Here is a 16,519-nt window from a genome sequence, read left to right on the forward strand (position 1 = left end):
TCCCAGGAACGGGACGACATCGCCGTAGCAAGGACATCTCGAAGGGCTGGAACATCATGCCGCTGGACATCGACGCCGCGACTCGCCAGGCGTTCGGCTATCCTGTTCGCCCGGACGCCCTGCGCAGCGTGCTCGACGGCCGCATCACCCTGTCTCCGCACCCGACCTGGACGACCCCCGGCATCCCCGACTGGGCGGCCGATCCCTTCGACGACAGGAACTGGCGACACCAGTTCCAGATGCTCCGGTGGCTGGATCCGGTGCGAAACGCCGCATGCCGTGGCGACGAAGAGGCGTTCCGGCACTGGTTTGCCATCGCCCATGACTGGACCGTGAAGAACCCGCTATCGCGCCCGCGCTCGAAGTGGGCGTGGCGGGACATGGTGGACGGGATCCGCGCTCTGCACTTCGCACTGGCCGCGCCCGCCGTGTCCCGGTTCCGCCCGGACGCCCTCGCCTGGCTCGAGGACACCCTCGGGACGCATGTCGACTGGCTGGCGGATCCCGCGCACCTGGGGCACTCGAACCATGCGCTCAACCAGCACATCGGGCTGTTCGTCGCCGCACGCGTGCTGAACGACCGGCAGAACGTGGAGCTCGCCGTCTCCCGCCTGGATGAGCTGCTCACGGAGCAGTACGACGACGAGGGCATCAACGCCGAGGGGGCCATCGCCTACCACTACCGGAACTACCGCTGGTGGACACGAACCCTCGAACGTCTCGACCTCGAGGGGATCGACCGCCCGTCGCAAGCGGGGCGGCTGGAGGCGAGCCCGACCGCGCTGGCGCACGCGACGCGCCCCGACGGGATGCTCGTGCCGATCGGTGACACCGATGCCGAGCCGGCGCTCGGGATCAAGCATCCCCATCTCGACTACGTCCGCAGCGCAGGTGCCCAGGGCATGCCGCCGTCGGAGGTGACGGCCGTGTACTCACGGGGGTACGCCTTCGGACGGAGTGGATGGGGGGAGACCGAACGGGAGTTCTGCGACGAGACCTTTTACTCCCTGAGCTTCGGCGAGTCAACCCGCGTGCACGGCCATGCCGACGGCGGCTCCCTCACCTTCAGCTCTCACGGCGTCAACTGGGTTGTCGACCCGGGCAAGTACCAGTACGGGGACAGCCCGATGCGCGACCATGTGCTGTCCCGCCGAGCACACAGCCTCGTCGACCTCCCCGGGAGGACTCCGGCTCCAAACAGCACGGTGACGCTCGTTCGCTCCGTGACAGACGCCCGATACCACGAGTACCTCCTGGACGACAACTCCTTCGCCCCGATCAGGCTCTCCCGGCGGGTGATCTACTCCGTCACCGGCGATTACCTCGTCGTCGTGGACAGCATCGCCGGCGACGAGACGGTCGACGCCGAGCTCCGGTGGCAGCTCGGCCATGAGGTGCGGCTTCCCGAGCAGCCCGGGACCCACCAGGTCCCTCTCGATGCCGACGGCGCCCACGCTCTCCTCGCATTCTCCGGGACGAAGGGTGCGATCGAGTGCATGCGCGGGTCCGTCGACCCGCTCGACGGCTGGGTATCCAGCGGCTGGAAGCAGAAGGAGCCCGCGACCACTATCATCCAGAGGAAGTCCGGGACCTCGTTCCGGTTCATCTCGGTCCTCGCCGCGAGCACGAAGGGGCGGCCCACAGTGGCGGCCCTACGCGGTGCCCCGGCCGGGGTCGCCCGACTGGAGATCGACACCAGAACCGTCTGCGAGATCATCGAGCTCTCGAACGAACAGGTCGCCTTCCCCGAGAGCGACGAGCTCACGGGTCCGCCCAAAGCCGATCGGATCGAACTCGACCCAGGCAGGGCCTCCGCAGCCGCACCTGCCCCCGAGACCCGGGCCAAGGTGTTCGCATCAATCGAGGCTGCACGGGACGCCGCTCGCGGCGCCGCGGCCGACATGCGCCGGCAGCTCGCGGTCTCCCTGCGGGACGAAGCTCATCGCCTGGGACTCGGCCCGTCCCGGGACTGCGGTGTCACGGCGGCGCTCTCCGACCTCACCGGAGCGATGCGCGGCAAGGACAACCCGCGCCGCATCGACGCCCACCGCACTGCGCTGATCAACTGGGAGGGCGACTCCTCCTGGCGTCCGACCTTCTATCCTCTGCCCGTGGTCAGCCACGACGGGCTCCCCGCGTCGCTGCCGTCGACGCCGGCACTGCACACCATTCCGGTGGGCCCGTTGGTGCTCCCCTTCGGCCTGGACCCCGCACCGCGTGGAAAGGTGCTGTCCGTCCTCTTCCATGGCGCGATCGACCGAGCGAAGACCCGAGTCCCCATCCTCCAGCGCTGGCGGCACCACCGTGAGCTGGAACTGGGCCCCACGATGTGCATCGCCGATCCGACGCTCGACCTCGACTCCGACCTCCGGCTCGGGTGGTACCTGGGTACGGAGGTCGTCGACCTGCATGCCTGCATCGCAGACCTCGTGCAGCACGTCGCGGACCGGCTCGGCTGCGAGACCATCCTGCTCACCGGCAGCTCCGGCGGCGGATTCGCGGCGCTCCAGACAGCCGTCTGCGTCGGCGAGCGGGCAGTCGCCGTGCCCATGAGCCCCCAGGTGGACCTGCGAAACTACCCGCAGCGCTTCAACCGCGCGGCCTACAGCGCCGCCTTCGGGCTGCAGAGCGAACCGCAGGAGCGCAAGTTCATACGGCGCATCAGTGTCGTGGATCGGATCGTCTCGCGCGGCCAGTTCCCGCGCGTCCATCTGATCTCGAACGTCGGGGACGTCATGCACCGAGAGCTGCACGAACAGCTGCTACGGGACAAGTACGGGGCGTCGGGGCACGGCACCCTTCTCCGAACCGTCTCGATCGACCTCGGCGCAGGCCACAGAACGGTCGGCAACGAGGAGTACACATCCATCCTCACCGCGGTGTTCGACGAGGTCTGAATCCCCTGGCGACTATTGGAGTGACGCCGTCAGGAAACCGCGCCAAACCTGTGCGTCACTCGGCGTACGGAACCCGCTGCGGCTTCTCTGACCGTCCGTACCGGTCGGTGAAGTGGTAGAACTCGGCGTTGCGATTCTTGAGCGGCTGCGGATTCTCTGAGAAGAAGATCGCCTTCACCGAGATGCCACGGGAGGTCAGCGTGTCCGTGACGCGGAGGAACCGCTGGTAACGGCTCAGGTCTCGGAAGCCGAGCAGGGTGACTGACGTGGGGTTTCCCAGGAACTCGACCAGTCCGTCCTCAAGGCTATTCCAGGTTACACGACGCCTGGCCTCGATCATCGCCTCCCGGTACCGCGGCAGGCCGTCCAAAAGCGTTGCGATCCCTGCCCGCCAGGACTCGGCTGTCACGTCCGAGATGGCGATGCCGCAGCCGTGTTCGTCGATATACCTCTTGATCTCGCGCAGGGGCGGAGCGAGAAAGGGCAGTCCTGCCGTGGTGAAGTCGAAGACCCGGTTCGGTAACGAGACCGAGTGATTGGGGTTCTCGGGGTCGAGAGTAATGATCCCTGCGTCAGCATCAGCCAGCATGCCAGCGAGCTCGTCGTACGGCACGAAGGAGAGTAGATGGACACGGTGCTCCATGCCGGACCGGATGACATGCTCCCGCACCCGATCGGCGTAGCCGGACGGGCTGAACCGTGCGAATGCCACGAGGTGCACATCCTCCGGGAGCCCTGCGATGGCGTCCACGATCGCCTCAAACCCATTGACGATGTTCCCCGTGGTGACGAGAACGCGCGCAGCCTCCGGGAGGCCGACTCGCGCTCGCAGGCGACCCGAGGGTACCGCCTCTTCGTACCAGCGGTAGTTCGGCTGCAGGCGCACCGGCGGGCCGAACCGTTCCAACGTCTCCGCGACGGCGCTGCTGACCGTCATCATGCCGTCGACCTGCGACAGCGCCCCGTAGGCCATCAGATTCACCATCTGCAGCGCAGTCGGGTGGATGTTCGGCGCCAGCGAGTGACGCTCAACCTCCACGTTCTCCACGCAGTCGCAGATCACCCGGCCTCCGTGCCGGCGCTGCAGCGTCATCGCCGCCGGCACCGTGCTGGGCAGGAGGCTCAGGTAGGTGTCAGCACTGAAGTCCACGTCGAGCTTCTCGATCTCATCGAAGAGGAGACCCTGCCGGAAGACCGTGAAGAACCGACGCGAGTTCCTCCAGAGCGTGTTGAGGTCTGCCGTCCGATCGCGAAGCGTCGCGATGACCTCACGGTTCTTCTCCTGCTGCGCCGCGGCCCTCTCCCCGCGGTCACGAAGCGCCTCGCGCAGCACGGAGTTGGTGGCCAGTAGCTTCTCTGCGCGCTCGTTCCTTCGGGCACGTTCCTCGAGCATGCGCTCCCGGCCGGAGAGGATCTCCGTCCGCAGAGAGCTCTTCGTCTCGCGGAGCTGCTCGCGCAGGGTCTCGTTCGAGTCCCTGAGCTTGTCACGCGCCTCCCTGATGTCATTGGCCCGGGACGCGGAATGGCTCAGCCTCTCGCGGAGGGCCTCCACTCTCGAGGACAGGACTTCATTACGAGCCCGCAGCGAGGCAACGCGCTCGTCGAGAGTGTCGACCTTGCGGGCCATGAGCTCGTTCTCGCGCTCGAGCCGGTCGGCGTGTGCCCGCATCGAACTCATCCCGTGCTCACGGCTGCTCGTGACGGCCGCGGCGCGATCCACGTGCTCATTGCCGGCGCCTGTGCGCTGTGAGAGGTCAGCGGGATGGTCATTGGTCATGTCGGTTCCTCTGATCATGAGCGCTCGTCTCCCGGCCTGATCTGCACTCCAGCCGCCCTGATGGCCATCACCTAGGTTACCTGGGCAGGTCTGCGCGAATCACTACTCGAGAAGTGTGAGCCGTGCCCCGAAGACCCCCCATCACGTCTCATCACCGCAGGAGTCCGGGAGATGAGCGGCGATTTCGGCCGCCGCGAGAAGGGTAGCGCCGAACACACGCTGCGGAGGAGCCTTCGCTGCGATCTCCACCACACTGCGTGCGAGCTCCGGGCTCCACCAGCTTAGCTCGGCCCAGGCGCCCACGAAGGAGTCCACGAAGCCGTCCCGCGCATTGGGCTCGTCGTCACCGGCACTGAAGCCGACCGACGGACCGCTCGCGGTCACGCGGATGAACGACTCGACGACCGAGCGGGCCGCCGTCTCCAGAACACTTTCCGTGATGATCTCCGGTGCGAGCCGATGCCAGAGCGGGAGTGACCGTGCGCGCACCGACGCGTGCGATGCGTCCTCGGGCCGGAGCGCTGCGCGTACACGCCGCTCGGCCAGAGGGTGTTCCCTCGCATGCGCGATCCCGGCGTCGCCGTAGCGCGGGTAGTAGTACCAGGCCTGCGGGATATCCCGTGCCTCGTACGCACGGAGTTCCTTCACGAATCCGTGGAGGAGCGATCGCCCGACATCCGACCGCCGCCGATCTCGCTCCCTGGCACCGAGGAGGAGCTGGGCGCTCGCCACGTCCACGACATGGTTGTGCGGAAGATCGAGGCCGAGCCGCCTTCCTGGGAAGTCCTCCGGGGTGAAGTACCAGGCACCCCCGTGCGAATCGTGACGGATCTCGCCACTGTGCTCATCGAGAGCTGCCGCGGCAGCGCCACGTAGCTCCTCGGCACGGTGTCCGTTCGCTGAGCGCGACCCCTCCGGCAGCGCCTCGAGCAGGTCCGCCGCTTCGACGAGCGCGAGGGCGATCGCCCCGGTGTGGACCAGATGCGGGGCCATCTGGGGTCGCACCTTGAACACGCCCGCGGGGAGCCCCTCGAGCGAGATTGGCCCGGGGAGACCGCGGAACAGAACCGCGTGAACAGAGCTCCTGCTGGCCATCAGATCCGGCAGGTAGTCCTCATCCGAGGGGTCGAGCGATCCTTCGGTGCTCGTCCAGACGGCTTCGCCTCCGCGGTACGCCGTGATCCGAGCACGGCCAGTCGTCGGCAGCTCGATCTCGATGCTGTCAGCAGCAGCCTGGATCCGCAGGGGCACTCCGCCCACGTCCGCGAGGTCGACCGTCCCGGCCGTGTACCTTGGACCGGATGACCAGCGGTAGCCGCTTCTGCCCCGCCAGTCCACGATGCCCTGCTCGACGTCGGTCCTCTGGATGAGGTGCTGGGCCCAGTGCAGTGCCTCCCCGCTGAAGAAGTCATCTCCAGTGGTCCTCCAGCCCAGCACCGCCGCGCGGACGACGTACGAAAGGTCCCAGGCGAAGTGCCCATCCCCGTTCGACTCGTACTCACGCGCCCCGACCGTAGCGTCACGGAACACTGCCAGCCCGTCACGGAGGAAACGGGCGTAGGCTGCGACGATTTCCTTCCTCGCGGCGCTGGCCGGTCGCCTGCACGGAAAGTCGATCGCGTCGTGATCCACGCCCGCTCCTTCCTGGGTCCACCTTGGTCTGCATGGTTCTCACAGAGTCGTCGACGATCGCCGACAACGTCCTCAGTGCTGCACCAATCAACGCCGGCGAAGAAGCTCCTCATAGAGTCCGATGAGCCGAGGCACATAAGCCTGCCAGTTGTCGCGTGCGGCGAACTGCCTCGCGTTGCGCCTCATCGTTCCGAGATCCGAGTCCGACAGCGCATTGATCGCTGCAGCGATCTCCGCGGGATCCAGGCTCCGCGGTACCGTGATGCCGATGCCGTTCTCAGTGATGCGCCGGGTCATCTCGGGCATATCCGTTGCGAGGATCGGGACGCCGGCAGCGGGGTACTCCCACAGCTTGTTGGGCGAGCAATACAGATGGTTGAGGCCGGTGTCCTCATAGGGGATCGCACCGAGATCGGCGCCGGCTGTCCAGCCCAGGAGCTCGTCGTGAGGGACGGCGGGGATCACGGCGACCGCGGGGCGATCACCCGGTCGCTCCGTGTCCCGGACGGCGTACTCATGGATGAGATCCCCGAGCTTGCCCCACCCCATGAACACGACCGTCCACTCCTCACCGAGGAGCATCGCGGCCTCCAGCAGCGCCGGGATCCCCCGATGAGGACTAAACCCGCCCTGGAAGAGGACGACGCGCTGGTCACTCCGGATACCCGCAGCATTGTGGAGCCGTCCGTCGTACACGGCGGGGCCATGGCCCTCGCTCACAGCATTGGGGATCAGCGTCGCAGGTGGCAGCGCCGGGTAGTTCTCGGTGTAGAAGCGACCGATGGATTCGTTGAGCGTGATGAACCCGTCGACCTCGAAGGAGCCGGCACGCACGATCCGAGCGTTGACAGCGGCTCTCGCGGGGTCGAGGTTCGCGAGATCCTCATAGATCTCGTGCGCATCCCAGACGACCCCGCAGCCGAAGGCGGCACGATATTTCTCGGCAGCCGTCAGAGCGACGTGATCATGGATATGAACCACATCCGGGATCATCCGTTCGCGAACGGCGCCGAAGAGGGCTTCCCCCTGGATCCTGAAGGACGCCCGGATCGAGTTCTCCTTCCCCGGCGCCACGCCTTCGCCCTTGACCCTCTCCGAGATCAGGTTGCGGTCCCATGACTCGAGATGGACGGGGATCCCGCCGTCGAGGAGGAAATCCTCAGCTTCTCCCTGTGTCAGGCCGAACACGCGGACGTCGAATCCGGCTTCGCGGAGAGAGCCGGCGGTCTTGAGGACCCTGGCGTCATGGCGCACACCGTTGTGCACGACCATCGCGACCCGGGGTGAGGCCTGGGAGCCTGCCCTCCCACCGGCGATCCGCAGGCGCCCGGCCGCAGACGGTCGCTTACGGGCATCCCTGCGTCCGCCGTCGCCGCCCATCAGGCGGTGGACCGTGGTCACGATGATCTCGCGCTCCGTCTCCCACGAGTTCTCACGTCCATAGGAGGCCGCATCCGCTCGGAACCGGGAGTGCACGGCCCCGTCGAGGACAGTGCCAACGGCCTCCGCGAGGGATGCCGCGTCGAACGGGTCGTACACGACTCCACACCCGCTCGCTCCGGTCACCTTCTGGATCTCCGGGGCGTCAGCGGCGACGAACGGGATCCCCGCGGCTGTGAATTCGAAGAGCTTGTTCGGCAGCGTCAGACGGTTGTTCTCAGAGACCGGCTGGTACGGGATCACGCCGAGATCCGCACCTGCTGTATATCGCGCCAGTTCGCCGGGGTCGACCTGAGGGACGAAGTGCACCCTGGCGTCCACGCCCTCGTCCACGGCAAGACGACGAAGGTCCTGCTCGAGCCGACCCTTGCCGATCATCACGAGGTGAACATTCGGCTCGAGCGACGCCATCGCCTTCACGCAGACGTCGAGGCCCCGGCCCTCAGCCAGTCCTCCCTGGTACAGCAGGATCTTCGAGTCCGCGGGAAGACCCAGCATCCCGCGCAGATCACACGGGGCATCTAGAACCGCCTGCGGAACGCGCGGTGCGCAGTTGCGCACGACGCTCCCCATCACCCCGTAGCGCCTCCGGTACTCGTCCCGGATCGACTCGTTCACGACGATGACGGCATCTGCACGCCTCATGTAGTGCTTCTCGACAGGAGCGAGCAGTTTGCGCTCGAGCGCGCCAATCGTCGTGCTCTCCAGGTAGAGCTCGTGGCAGTCATGCAGATGCGGCACACCGAGCCGCGCGGCCGCGATGCTCGCGCCGACGAGCCCGGGAAGGTCGGAGCTGATGATCAGGTCAGGCTGGTGGGACTGGATCCGATCTGGGCTTAATCGCCAGAACTCGACGAACCTGTTCACCAGATGAGCGTTCTTCAGCGTGTCCCGGATCCAGAGATCCCTCTGCTGCCGGGCAGCGTTCCATCGCTTCGTGACGGTCTTGTCGGCCTGGGTCCACTTCTCCCTGACGTCATGCCGCAGAGCCTCGAATCCAGGGGTCATCCACGCACGCGCGGCCAGCCCGGTCCCGGGAACGCCGCTCTGGATCCATGCGGGCAGCGGATCGGCATTCCGGGCGGAATCCCCCGCCTCTTCGAGCCGCTCAAGAGCCCATCGCTCGCGACGCTGTCGGTTCTTGCGGGTCATCCGGCCCTGATACTTCACGGCGAGGGACTCGACGTCGATGAAGTCGGCGCTGAGATTCGGGTGCTCGAGGCCCTGGAAGAAGCCCGAGCGAGGCCTCATGTTCACGACGACGACCTCTGCTCCGAGATCGAGCATCGTCTGGATGTTCCGTCGGATCCGGCCTGCAATCTGCGGTTTCATCGCGACGACCACGACCTTCTTCGGTGTCGGAGCCGCCGTGCCCTCCGCGTTGTCCCGCCGCGTCAGTGCGGTCGAGGCCCTCGGGGCGCGGTGGACCCGTCGGCGGAGCCCGAGCGTCCTGTAGACACGCTCGTAGGCACGCGCATTGCCCTCCCAGGTCCTGTTGCCACGGACCCATCGCGCCGCGCTTAGGCTCAGCTCGAGACACCTCGGTTCGTCGTCGACCAGACGACGGAGCTTCTCCGCGAGGTCGTCCACGTCATCGGCACGGAAGACGACAGCCGACTCGGAGTCATCAGCGATCTCACGCAGCGCGTCGACGTTCGACATGACGACGGCCCGTCCGGTCGAGAAGGCCTCGAAAGGCTTCAGCGGGGTCACGATGTCAGCCACCGTCGACTTCGCCCGCGGGACGACGAAGATGTCGATCAGTCCGAAGTACTTCGGCACCTCGTAGTACGGGACCGCACCGGTGAACACGACTCGGTCGAGGATCCCGCGTGCCCGCGCGCGGGCCTTCAGAACGTCCAGGATGGGGCCGTCTCCGACCAGGACGAGACGGATCGGGAGGTCAGTACGGCCCTCCAGGCGTCCGACCGCATCGATGAGCGTCTCGATCCCCTCGTACGCGACCATCGATGAGACGTACCCGATCGTCACCGCGCGGCGAGGGATCCCCAGCGACGCTGCAAGGCTCTGGTCCCGCCGCTGCACGGGGAAGTCCTGCGGGTCCACCGCATTGGGGACGACCGCGATTTGATCGCTGCGAAGATCGTTCGCAGAGCTGCTCAGGATGTGCTGCCGCATGGTCTCGGCAAGGGTGATGTTTCTGTCGACCAGTCCTCGTGCCGTCGCCTCTGCGCTGCTACGCAGCGCGTAGGCATCCGGGAGACCGTACGCCGTAAACGCTGTGGCCTGGTCGGGACCCCACGCTCCTGCGGCGGACTGGCGCGAGAGCCAGGACTCCTCCCAGAACCCCCGGGATTCATAGATCGTCGGGATGCCGTGCGCGAGACCGACAGCATGCACCAGCAGCGCGTTGTGGAAGTCGGAATGCGCATGGAGGACGCTCGGTCGGAGCCTTTGGACGAGCCGGGACAGCTCCCTGGCGTTGCGCTCGATCCAGCGGGCCGTACGGACCTTCCCGCGTTCCGGCCCGGGGAGGACGTAATAGTCGACGCCGTCGACGGCGTGCGAGAGCAGCCGGTCCGCCGGCGCACCGCTCGCACCGGAGTGCCCGACGACCGCGACGCGCAGACCGGTTGCCTTCTGCGCCGCTGCGATCCGATGGGTGCGCAACGTGTACCCGGACTGCGTCGTCGGGAGCGTCTTCCCCACGACATGGAGGACGGGCCCGTCCGGTGTGTGCGCCGGGGTGCGCTCCAAAGAAGGCAGCGCCGCCACGGGCCTGCGGAAGAACTCGATCTCATCGCCGAGACGCCGAGCAGTCTTCACGTCGTTCGGGAGGCCGGTCACAGTGGCGATGTGCTGGACGACCTTGTGGGCGAGCACCCAATAGCCGGCATCTCTGAAAGTCCTGTACAGCACCCGGTTCGTGCCGAGCCTCGTCGTGCCGAGGAGGTCGAAGTCCCGCACCAGCGGTGCGGTCTCCAGGTAGTGCCTGCCCTCGATCAGGCGGCGGAAGAGCTCCGCGGCACCCTCCTCGTCGAGGACGGCTCGGGGATCGGCTCCGTGCCGGAGCGCCGCTCGGGCGCTCAGGGCCCAGGCCTCATCCCGCTCCTGAGTCTGTGTGCTCAGTGAGGCCTCAGCCTCGACGAGCTGCCTCGAGAGCTCTGCGAGGCGGGCATCGTATTCGTCGACGCGTGCCGTGAGCGCCTCCATACCAGAGAGCAGTCCCGCGACATCCTCGTCGTGCGACGCAGCCTGCTTCACCGACGCATTCTCGACCGCCACCAGATCCGCACGAAGCGCCTCGAGTCCGCTCTCGAGACGCGGGGCCGTCTCTTCGATGGTCGCCTGCAGCGCCCCGACGGCCTCAGTCAGTTCATGTCGCTGCGCTTCCGCGGCGTCCATCGCTCCTGATGTGGCCACGAGGCCGGCATTCTGCTGCTCCGCAGTTGCGGCTAGCCGCGCGAGCCCCGTCTGGAGCTGCCGGATGTCATCGGCCATGCCGCGATCGCCTGCCCGATCACGCTCGATGTTGGCGAGCCGCGTCGCGTTGCGATCACGGGAACGCGCCGCCTTCCCGATCGCGATCCAGGCTCCGATCACGATCGCGCCGATCATCACGATCCACCCGATGTCGGCGGCGAGGGCCAGAGCTGGAGACTCGTACACGATCCCCACGATGTCGACACAGAGGAGTGCGATCAGCGCCAGTCCCGCGAGAAGCGCACCGGCCTGAAGGAGACTGCGCAACGACCTGCGAGCGCCCCGTCCACGCTGACCACTCATGTGGCGACCTCCTAACCTTCGCTCATCTGGGGAGGAGCTATCCTTCGGGCCACAGCCCGGTGAATCTGCGGCTTCGCGTCCGCACAGGCAGCAGAACACGGACTCTCATGATCCCATCTGGGTCGCGCAGATGCATGCGTTCGCCCTCTGCTGTGACGGACGTCCGGGCACCCTCGTCCCGGTCTCCAACGGATTCCGGCAACGATTCGATCACCGGCGCCGTACCATGGTGGCGCGCGTCCGGTGTTTTCGGGCGCGATGGAGCAGCCGTGGACCCAACCGGACGCTCCTGCTGCATCGCGATGTGAGGACCACTGTGAAGACTGCTGTCGTTGCCCTGGGGAAGATCGGTCTGCCGCTGGCGGTGCAGTTCGCCGATGCCGGTCACGAAGTGATCGGCGTGGATGTGAATCCGCGTCAGGTCGAGCTGATCAATCAGGCGACCGAGCCGTTCCCGGGTGAGGCCCACCTCGACGAGAAGCTCAAGGAGCTCGTCCCCGCTGGCAAGCTCAGAGCCACCACCGACTATGCGGAGGCGATCCCCGGCGCTGACGCGATCGTGATCGTCGTGCCTCTGTTCGTTGATGACGAGACCTGGGAACCCGACTTCGACTGGATGGATGCAGCCACTCGTTCCTTCGCCGAGCACATCACCCCCGGCACCTTGGTCTCCTACGAAACCACCCTGCCTGTGGGCACCCTCCGCGGTCGTTTCGTCCCGATGATCGAAGAGATCTCCGGACTGAAGGAATCGAAGGACTTCTTCGCCGTCTTCTCCCCCGAGCGCGTGCTGACCGGTCGTGTCTTCGAGGACCTGCGCAAGTACCCCAAGCTGATCGGGGCGATGAGCGAAGAGTCCACCCGCCGTGCCCGCGAGTTCTACGAGTCCGCCCTCACCTTCGACGAGCGTTCCGACCTGCCGCGCCCCAATGGAGTGTGGGACCTGGGCTCGCCGGAGGCCAGCGAGCTCGCGAAACTAGCAGAGACCACCTACCGCGACGTGAACATCGGCCTGGCCAATGAGTTCGCCCTGTTCGCCCAAGACAACGGGATCGACGTGTACGCGGTGATCGAAGCGTCGAACTCCCAGCCCTACTCCCACATCCACCGTCCCGGCATCGCCGTCGGCGGCCACTGCATCCCGGTCTACCCGCGTCTGTATCTCTCGGGTGACCCTCACGCCGAGACGGTGCGCACCGCCCGCACCCTGAACGCCTCCGTCCCGGAGCGTCTCGTCGCCCGCGCCACCGAGCTGCTGGGCGACCTGAAAGACCTGAAGACCGTCGTCCTGGGCGCCTCCTACCGCGCCGGCGTGAAGGAGACCGCGTTCTCCGGCGTGTTCCCGACCACCTCGGCGCTGCGCGAGCGCGGCGCCGAGGTCGCCGTCCACGACCCCTTCTACACCGACGAGGAGCTGACCGGATACGGCTGGGAGCCCTACCATCTCGGCGAGCCCGCGGACCTGGTGATCATCCAGACCGACCACCCCGAGTACAAGGACCTCACCGCCGCCGATACCCCCGGTATCCGCCTGCTCATCGATGGCCGCAACATGACCGCCCCCGAGAACTGGATCGGCACCCCCCGCCTCGTCCTCGGCGACGGCCAGGGCTCCACCGCCAGCAGCCAGAGCTGAGCATCATCCGCCTCCACAACGAAGGAAAAGATGTGAGCAGGACATTCATCACGCCCGCCAAGCCGTTGATCGAGCAGGAGGAGCGGGATGCTGTTGATCGTGTGCTGCTCTCGGGCATGGTCGCTCAGGGGCCTGAGGTGAAGGCTTTCGAGGAGGAGTTCGGTGCTCATCTGGTGGGCGGGCGTGAATGTGTGGCCACGAATTCGGGCACCTCGTCGCAGCATCTGGGAATGCTCGCGCTGGGGTTGAAGCCGGGGGATGAGGTGATCGTGCCATCGTTCACGTTCGCGGCGACGGCGAACTCGGTGGCGGTCTCGGGTGCGACGCCGGTGTTCGTGGATGTGGATCCGGAGACGTTCTGCATGGACCCGGTGGCTGTGAAGGCGGCGGTGACGGAGCGGACGGTCGGTATCCAGCCGGTGCATCTGTACGGGCATCCGGCGCCGATGGGCGCGATCATGGCGATCGCTCGTGAGCATGGTCTGTGGGTGTTCGAGGATGCGGCGCAGGCGCATGGTGCGCGTCTGGGTGGGGTGCAGGTGGGCACCTTCGGCAACGGGGCGATGTTCTCCCTCTATCCGACGAAGAACATGACCTCGGCTGAGGGCGGTATGACGGCCTGCGCGACGGGTGAGACGGCCCGGAAGGTGCGTCTGCTGCGCAATCAGGGTATGGAGGTGCAGTACGCGAATGAGGTCGCGGGTTTCAACAATCGTATGACCGACATCCATGCCGCGATCGGTCGTGAGCAGCTGCGCAAGCTCGATGGGTGGACGGCTCGTCGTCGTCAGATCGCGGCACGGTACGATGCGGAGCTGGAGAGTGTGCGGGTGCCGGTGGTCCGTGAGGGCGCTGAGCACGTCTACCACCAGTACACGATCCGCATCGCGGGCAGCAGTGGCCTCGAGCGTGACCGGTTCCGGGAGACGTTGCGCGAGGAGCACCAGGTGGGGTCCGGTGTCTACTATCCGACGCCGGTGCATCGTCTGCCCTCCTATGGTCTGGACCTGGATCTGCCGGTCACGGAGATGCTGAGCCGTGAGGTGCTGTCGCTGCCGGTGCATCCGGCGCTGTCCGACGAAGATGTGGACCGTGTCATCGAGGCGGTCAACACGGTGGCGAAGGCAGGTGCGTGAGACGTGGCGAAGACTCTGCGAGCCGGTCTGATCGGTCTGGGCATGATGGGGCGTCATCACGCCCGCAATCTGCAGGCGCTGGAGGATGTGGAGCTCGTGGCGGTGGCCGATCCCGGTGGGGACCCGCATCACGCCGCGGACGGCTTCGACATCCTGCCGGATGCTGAGGCGCTGGTGAAGGCCGGCATCGACTATGCGGTGGTCGCCGTGCCGACCGCGTTCCACCGGGATGTGGCGCTGACCTTCGCGCAGGCGGGCGTGCACTGTCTGGTGGAGAAGCCGTTGGCGTTCGACCCGGCCGAGGCTGAGGAGATCACGTCGGCCTTCGAGTCGCGGGGCCTGGTCGGAGCGGTCGGTTACATCGAGCGTTACAACCCTGCACTGCAGGAGATGCGCCGCCGGATCGCTGATGGTCAGCTCGGGGAGATCTATCAGATCGCTACCCGCCGTCAGGGTGGCTTCCCGGCGCGGATCGCGGACGTCGGCGTCGTCAAAGACCTGGCCACGCATGACCTTGACCTGACTGCGTGGGTCGCCCAGTCGACCTACGCCTGCGTGGCGGCGACCACCACTGGCCGCTCCGGTCGTGAGGACGAGGACATGGTCTCGATCGCAGGTCGTCTCGCCAACGGCACCATCACCGGGCACCTGGTGAACTGGCTGTCCCCCTTCAAGGAGCGCGTCACCGTGGTCACCGGTGAGAAAGGCGCCCTGGTGGGCGACACACTGAACGCTGATCTGACCTGGTATGAAAACAAGGCGAACAAGACGAACGTCTGGGAGTCGATGGCCTCCTTCCGCGGGGTCTCCGAGGGTGACATGGTCCGGTACGCACTCACCCGCACCGAGCCGCTGAAGACCGAGCACGAGGCGTTCCGCAACGCCGTCAACGGCGACCCCTCCAACATCGTGACCATGCGCGAGGGCCTGAACACCGTCCGCACGATCGAAGCGGTCCTGGAGAGCGCTCGCGCGGGCATGGTGTCAGCGCCTCAGGCCTGATCGGCCGCTGCGCAGATTGCGTGCGAGGTGAAGCGGGCACGGGAACCTCCCGGGCCCAATTCATCTCGTCACAGCTCAGACGGTGCGATCGTCACCGAAGTCGACCGGACGCGCTCCACCCGCGAACTTCCAGCGGACGGCCTCGATCGTGCGCTCGGCAGCCCTGCCATCGCCATACGGGTTCACCGCGTTGGCCATGCCGTTGTAGGCCTCTTCGGAGTCCAGCAGCAGCGAGACCTCATCGACGATCCGCTGGCGGTGCGTGCCGATGAGCTTCACGGTGCCGGCCACCACGGCCTCGGGACGTTCAGTGTTCTCGCGCATCACGAGCACCGGCTTGCCGAGAGACGGCGCCTCCTCCTGTACACCGCCGGAGTCGGTGAGGACTACATCGGCGAGGCTGAGAGCCTTGGTGAACTGCGCATAGGCAAGCGGCTCGATGAGCAGCACGTTCTGCAGGCCTTCGACCGCGGGGCGGATCGCTTCGCGCACCTTCGGGTTGCGGTGGATCGGGAAGACCACCGTGAGGTCGGGATACTTTGTCGCAAGGTCCGCGATGCCCTGACCGATCTGCACCATCGCCTCACCGAGGTTCTCGCGACGATGCGCCGTCACCAGCATGATCCGGCCTGCGGTGCCCGCATCCCGCGCAGCACTCAGGGCCTCCAGGCGCTCATCGTCGAAGGTCACCTCGAGGTTCTCGGTGGCGAACAACAGAGTGTCGATCACGCTGTTGCCAGTGATCACGATGTCGTTCTCGCTGACGGCCTCACGCACCAGGTTGTCCTTGCTGGTCGCCGTCGGGGCCAGGTGCAGCGCGGTGATCTGGGTGGTGAGCTTGCGGTTGGCCTCCTCGGGGAAGGGCGAGCTGATGTCGCCCGAGCGCAACCCCGCCTCCAGGTGGATCACGGGGATTTGCCGGTTGAAGGAGGCGACCGCCGCCCCCATCACCGTTGAAGTGTCGCCCTGGACGATCACGGCGTCGGGCGCCTCGGCTTCGAGGATCCCGTCGATCCCAGTGATCACGCGTGCGACGATCTCGTTGAGGGTCTGGCCGGCGCTCATGATGTTCAGGTCATAATCGGGCACGATGCTGAACATGGTGTTGACCTGGTCGAGCATCTCGCGATGCTGGCCGGTCACCACGGCAATGCTTTCCATTCCGTCAGCTGTCTCGATCGCTTTGATTATCGGGGCGACTTTGATCGCTTCCGGGCGGGTGCCGTAGATGGTCATGATGCGCAGGGTCATG

At 66.5% G+C, this 16,519-nt stretch carries 8 protein-coding genes; 4 read left to right on the forward strand and 4 right to left on the reverse strand.

Annotation, left to right across the window (positions count from 1 at the left end; translation table 11 throughout):
• The first annotated feature begins 56 nt into the window (after positions 1-56).
• Positions 57-2,897 carry a heparinase II/III domain-containing protein gene (locus C8271_RS13290; RefSeq protein ID WP_106507700.1) on the forward strand — a complete coding sequence of 947 codons (2,841 nt, stop codon included), beginning with the start codon at positions 57-59 and terminating at the stop codon, positions 2,895-2,897.
• Between the two features lie 55 nt (positions 2,898-2,952).
• Here C8271_RS13290 and C8271_RS13295 read toward each other — a convergent pair whose 3' ends face one another.
• From C8271_RS13295 to C8271_RS13305, 3 genes are all read right to left on the reverse strand, one after another.
• A complete protein-coding gene (locus tag C8271_RS13295) occupies positions 2,953-4,674 on the reverse strand; it encodes a glycosyltransferase family protein (protein ID WP_106507701.1) in 1,722 nt (573 codons plus the stop codon).
• A gap of 141 nt (positions 4,675-4,815) precedes the next feature.
• Complete coding sequence (locus C8271_RS13300; protein WP_106507702.1) at positions 4,816-6,306, reverse strand: hypothetical protein; 1,491 nt, start codon at positions 6,304-6,306, stop codon at positions 4,816-4,818.
• 87 nt (positions 6,307-6,393) lie between these two features.
• Positions 6,394-11,493 carry a glycosyltransferase gene (locus C8271_RS13305; RefSeq protein WP_106507703.1) on the reverse strand — a complete coding sequence of 1,700 codons (5,100 nt, stop codon included), beginning with the start codon at positions 11,491-11,493 and terminating at the stop codon, positions 6,394-6,396.
• A 316-nt stretch (positions 11,494-11,809) separates the two neighbouring features.
• Here C8271_RS13305 and C8271_RS13310 point away from each other — a divergent pair, with 316 nt between their 5' ends.
• From C8271_RS13310 to C8271_RS13320, 3 genes are read left to right on the forward strand one after another with little or no spacing between them, the layout of a single operon-like run.
• Positions 11,810-13,129: a nucleotide sugar dehydrogenase gene (locus tag C8271_RS13310; RefSeq protein WP_106507704.1), complete on the forward strand. Its 1,320-nt coding sequence runs from the start codon at positions 11,810-11,812 to the stop codon at positions 13,127-13,129.
• Positions 13,130-13,161: 32 nt separating this feature from the next.
• Positions 13,162-14,265, forward strand: a complete 1,104-nt coding sequence (locus C8271_RS13315) for a DegT/DnrJ/EryC1/StrS family aminotransferase (RefSeq protein WP_106507705.1) — start codon at positions 13,162-13,164, stop codon at positions 14,263-14,265.
• A gap of 3 nt (positions 14,266-14,268) precedes the next feature.
• On the forward strand, positions 14,269-15,267 hold the full coding sequence (locus tag C8271_RS13320; protein WP_106507706.1) for a Gfo/Idh/MocA family protein: 999 nt from the start codon (positions 14,269-14,271) through the stop codon (positions 15,265-15,267).
• A 75-nt stretch (positions 15,268-15,342) separates the two neighbouring features.
• Here the strand turns inward: C8271_RS13320 and wecB are convergent, their stop codons facing one another.
• A complete protein-coding gene (wecB, locus tag C8271_RS13325; protein WP_106507707.1) occupies positions 15,343-16,518 on the reverse strand; it encodes a non-hydrolyzing UDP-N-acetylglucosamine 2-epimerase in 1,176 nt (391 codons plus the stop codon).
• Between the last annotated feature and the right edge of the window lies 1 nt (position 16,519).

Source organism: Brachybacterium timonense, assembly GCF_900258505.1.
GTDB classification, from domain to species: domain Bacteria; phylum Actinomycetota; class Actinomycetes; order Actinomycetales; family Dermabacteraceae; genus Brachybacterium; species Brachybacterium timonense.

Coding starts and splice junctions, on each gene's coding strand:
- C8271_RS13290 (WP_106507700.1), top strand. CDS start 57: ATGCCGCTGGACATCGACGCCGCGACTCGCCAGGCGTTCGGCTATCCT.
- C8271_RS13305 (WP_106507703.1), bottom strand. CDS start 11,493: ATGAGTGGTCAGCGTGGACGGGGCGCTCGCAGGTCGTTGCGCAGTCTC.
- C8271_RS13295 (WP_106507701.1), bottom strand. CDS start 4,674: ATGACCAATGACCATCCCGCTGACCTCTCACAGCGCACAGGCGCCGGC.
- wecB (WP_106507707.1), bottom strand. CDS start 16,518: ATGACCCTGCGCATCATGACCATCTACGGCACCCGCCCGGAAGCGATC.